3 protein-coding genes are annotated in these 4,270 nt (G+C 63.8%); all 3 read left to right on the forward strand.

Annotated features, from left to right (window positions below):
• Nucleotides 1-918: glycine cleavage system aminomethyltransferase GcvT (gcvT, locus tag ACR0DY_RS19775; RefSeq protein ID WP_480899014.1), on the forward strand; the 918-nt coding region annotated here is incomplete at its 5' end.
• Between the two features lie 18 nt (nt 919-936).
• Nucleotides 937-1,302: a glycine cleavage system protein GcvH gene (gene gcvH / locus ACR0DY_RS19780; RefSeq protein ID WP_209505056.1), complete on the forward strand. Its 366-nt coding sequence runs from the start codon at nt 937-939 to the stop codon at nt 1,300-1,302.
• Nucleotides 1,303-1,416: 114 nt separating this feature from the next.
• Nucleotides 1,417-4,270, forward strand: a 2,854-nt coding sequence (gene gcvP, locus ACR0DY_RS19785) for an aminomethyl-transferring glycine dehydrogenase (RefSeq protein ID WP_480547702.1), incomplete at its 3' end; no start/stop codon positions are given.

The raw sequence follows: 4,270 nt of genomic DNA on the forward strand, positions 1-4,270 counted from the left end.
TTGCGGGGCGAGGATGTGGGCGAGAAGCTGGAAGCTCTGTGTCCGCAGGCTTATGCGACGCTGAAGGAAGGCAAGGCGCGGTACGGGTTCTTCACCAATGCCGAAGGCGGGATCATGGATGACCTGATCGTGTCGAACGCGGGGGATCATTACTTTGTGGTGGTGAACGCGGCGCTGCGCCATCAGGACATTCCGCATATGCGCGCCAATCTGGACGGCGTCGAAGTGACCGAGATTTTCGACCGCGCGCTGGTCGCGGTGCAAGGCCCCAAGGCCGAGGACGTGGTGGGCGCGCTCTGCCCTGCGGTGCGCGACCTCAAGTTCATGGAAACTACGATTGCCGACATCCTGGGTGTCGAATGCCGCATCTCGCGGCTGGGATACACGGGCGAGGACGGGTATGAGATCTCGATCCCCGAGGACAAGGCGATCGAGATCACCCGGGCGTTCCTTGCGCATGAGGATTGCGAACCGGCGGGTCTGGGCGCGCGTGACAGCCTGCGGCTTGAAGCCGGTCTGTGCCTTTATGGCAATGACATCGATCAGAGCACCTCGCCGGTCGAGGCCAGCCTTGGCTGGGCGATGCAGAAGCGCCGCAAGGAAGAAGGCGGCTTTCCGGGTGCGGAACGTGTGCAGCGCGAACTGGCCGAGGGGCCTGCGCGCAAGCTGGTGGGCATCAAGCCCGACGGCCGCGCCCCCGCGCGTCAGGGGGTCGAGGTGCAATGCCTTGAGGGCAATACCATCGGTCAGATCACCTCGGGCAGCTTTGGCCCCACGGTCGGCGGCCCGGTTGCGATGGGCTATGTGTCCGCGGGCCATGGCGAGCCGGGCGAGAAGGTCAACCTGATCATCCGGGGCAAGGCGCAACCGGCGCAGATTGTGGCGCTGCCCTTCGTCAAACAAAATTACAAGCGTTGAAGTCAGGAGAGAGACACCATGGCAACCTATTATTCCGAAGAGCATGAATGGCTGGCGGTCGACGGCGACACGGCCACGCTGGGCATCACCAAACACGCGGCCGAGCAGCTGGGTGAGGTGGTCTTTGTCGAGCAGCAGGAAGTGGGCGACGAGTTCGAGAAGGATGGCGAGATCGGCGTGATCGAATCCGTCAAGGCCGCCTCCGAGCTTTACGCGCCGGTTGATGGCGAGATTACGGAAGTGAACGAGGCGCTGGCTGACAACCCCGGCGCGCTGAACGACGACCCCGAGGGCGAGGCCTGGATCTACAAGATCAAGATCGCCGATGCCGCGCAGCTGGAAGACCTGATGGACGAAGCCGGCTACAAGGCCTTCATCGGCTAAATCCGGCCCGGAGCCCCAGAGACCGGGGCTCCCCGCTTCATCTTTTTCCAAATACTCCCGCCGGAGGCTCCTGCCGTCTCCGCCGGACCTGACCTATCCTTGAGGAGCGCTGCAATGGCCTTCAAACTGACCGACTACGAAGCCTATGACTTCGCCAATCGCCGCCACATCGGGCCCAGCCCGACCGAGATGCGCGACATGCTGCAGGTGATCGGCTTCAAGACGCTGGACCAGCTGATCGACGCTACCGTCCCGCCCGCGATCCGGCAGAAGGAACCGCTGGACTGGGGCCCGGCGATGACGGAACGCGATGCGCTCTTTCACATGAAGCAGGTGGCGGGCAAGAACAAGGTTCTGACCTCGCTGATCGGTCAGGGATATTACGGCACCACCACCCCGGCGCCGATCCTGCGCAACATCCTGGAAAACCCGGCCTGGTACACGGCCTACACGCCCTATCAGCCCGAGATCAGCCAGGGCCGGCTTGAGGCGCTGCTGAACTTCCAGACCATGGTCAGCGACCTGACCGGGCTCGATGTGGCCAACGCGTCCCTGCTGGACGAAGCCACAGCCGCAGCAGAAGCCATGGCGATGGCCAAGCGCGGCGGCCGGTCCAAGGCCAATAACGCGGCCTTCTTCGTGGATCGCAACTGTCATCCGCAGACCATCGCGGTCATCAAAACCCGCGCCGAACCCTTGGGCATCGACGTGCAGGTGGGCGATCCCGATCAGCTGGATGCAGGTGCCGTCTTTGGCGCGATCTTCCAGTATCCGGGCACCCATGGCCATGTGCGCGACTTCACGAACGAGATCGCGGCGCTGCATGAACATAACGCCATCGCCGTTGTCGCCGCCGATATCCTGTCACTGGCGCTGCTGAAATCCCCCGGCGAGATGGGCGCGGATATCGCCATCGGCTCGACCCAGCGCTTTGGCGTGCCGATGGGCTATGGCGGCCCGCACGCCGCGTATATGGCGACCACCGACAAGCTGAAGCGCTCGATGCCGGGCCGGATCATCGGGGTCAGCATCGACAGCCGCGGCAACAAGGCCTACCGCCTGTCGCTGCAAACCCGCGAGCAGCACATCCGCCGCGAAAAGGCGAACTCGAACGTCTGCACCGCGCAGGCGCTGCTGGCTGTCATTGCCTCGATGTATGCGGTCTATCACGGACCCGACGGCATCAAGGCGATCGCGCAATCGGTGCACCGCAAGACCTCGCGCCTGGCCGCCGGTCTGGAAGAGGCGGGATTTGCGGTCGAACCCGAGGTGTTCTTCGACACGATCACGGTCGAGGTCGGTCATCTGCAGAATGTCGTTATGGAGGCCGCCGTGGCCCGTGGCGTCAACCTGCGCAAGGTCGGCGAGACCCGCGTGGGCATCAGCCTGGACGAACAGACCCGCCCCGAGACCATCGAGGCGGTCTGGGGTGCCTTCGGCATCGACCGCAAGGATGACAGCTCGAACAAGCAATACCGCCTGCCGGATTACGCGCTGCGCGAAAGCGCGTACCTGACCCACCCGATCTTCCACAAGAACCGGGCCGAGGCCGAGATCACCCGCTATATGCGCCGTCTGGCCGACCGCGATCTGGCGCTGGACCGGGCGATGATCCCGCTGGGGTCCTGCACCATGAAGCTGAACGCCACGATCGAGATGATCCCGGTCACCTGGCCCGAGTTCGGCAACCTGCATCCTTTCGTGCCCGAAGATCAGGCGCAGGGCTACCATCAGATGATTGCGGATCTGAACGACAAGCTGTGCCAGATCACCGGGTATGACGCGATCTCCCAGCAGCCCAACTCGGGCGCGCAGGGCGAATATGCGGGCCTTCTGACCATCCGCAACTATCACTTCGCCCGCGGCGAAGGGCAGCGCAATGTCTGCCTGATCCCGACCTCGGCCCATGGCACCAACCCGGCCTCGGCGCAGATGGTGGGCTGGCAGGTTGTGCCGGTGAAATCGGATGACAAGGGCAATATCGATCTGAATGACTTCCGCGAGAAGGCGGAAAAGCATTCGGATCATCTGGCCGCGTGCATGATCACCTATCCCTCGACCCATGGCGTGTTCGAGACCACCGTGCAGGAGGTCTGCCAGATCACCCATGATCACGGCGGTCAGGTCTATATCGACGGCGCCAACATGAACGCCATGGTCGGGCTGGCACGTCCGGGTGACATTGGCGGCGATGTCAGCCACCTGAACCTGCACAAGACCTTCTGCATCCCGCATGGCGGTGGCGGCCCCGGCATGGGTCCGATCGGCGTCAAGGCGCATCTGGCCGAGCATCTGCCGGGCCACCCGGAATATGGCACCGCCGTGGGTCCGGTCTCGGCGGCACCCTTCGGCTCGCCCTCGATCCTTCCCGTCTCATGGGCCTATGTGCTGCTGATGGGCGGCGCGGGGCTGACGCAGGCCACCAAAGTGGCGATCCTGAACGCCAACTACATCGCGGCGCGCCTCAAGGACGCCTATCCGATCCTCTACACCTCGGAAACGGGTCGGGTGGCACATGAATGCATCCTCGACACAAGGCCGCTGGACGAGGCGGCGCATGTCACCGTCGACGATGTGGCCAAGCGTCTGGTCGATTCAGGCTTCCACGCCCCCACGATGAGCTGGCCGGTGGCCGGAACCCTGATGGTCGAGCCCACCGAATCCGAACCCAAGGACGAGCTCGACCGCTTCTGCGACGCCATGCTCTCGATCCGCTCGGAAGCGCAGGACATCATCGACGGCAAGATCGACGCGGAAAACAACCCGCTGAAAAACGCCCCCCACACGGTGCGTGATCTGGTCGGCGACTGGGACCGCCCCTACACCCGCGAACAGGCCTGCTTCCCTCCGGGATCCATGGGCGTCGACAAATACTGGTCCCCCGTCAACCGCGTCGACAACGCATACGGCGACCGAAACCTCGTCTGCACATGCCCACCAATGACAGAATACGAAGACGCCGCTGAGT

The sequence above is a fragment of the Ruegeria sp. O6 genome (assembly GCF_056535045.1).

Bases quoted from the DNA above. Each gene is read 5' to 3' on its own strand.
- gcvH (WP_209505056.1), top strand. From the start codon at position 937: ATGGCAACCTATTATTCCGAAGAGCATGAATGGCTGGCGGTCGACGGC.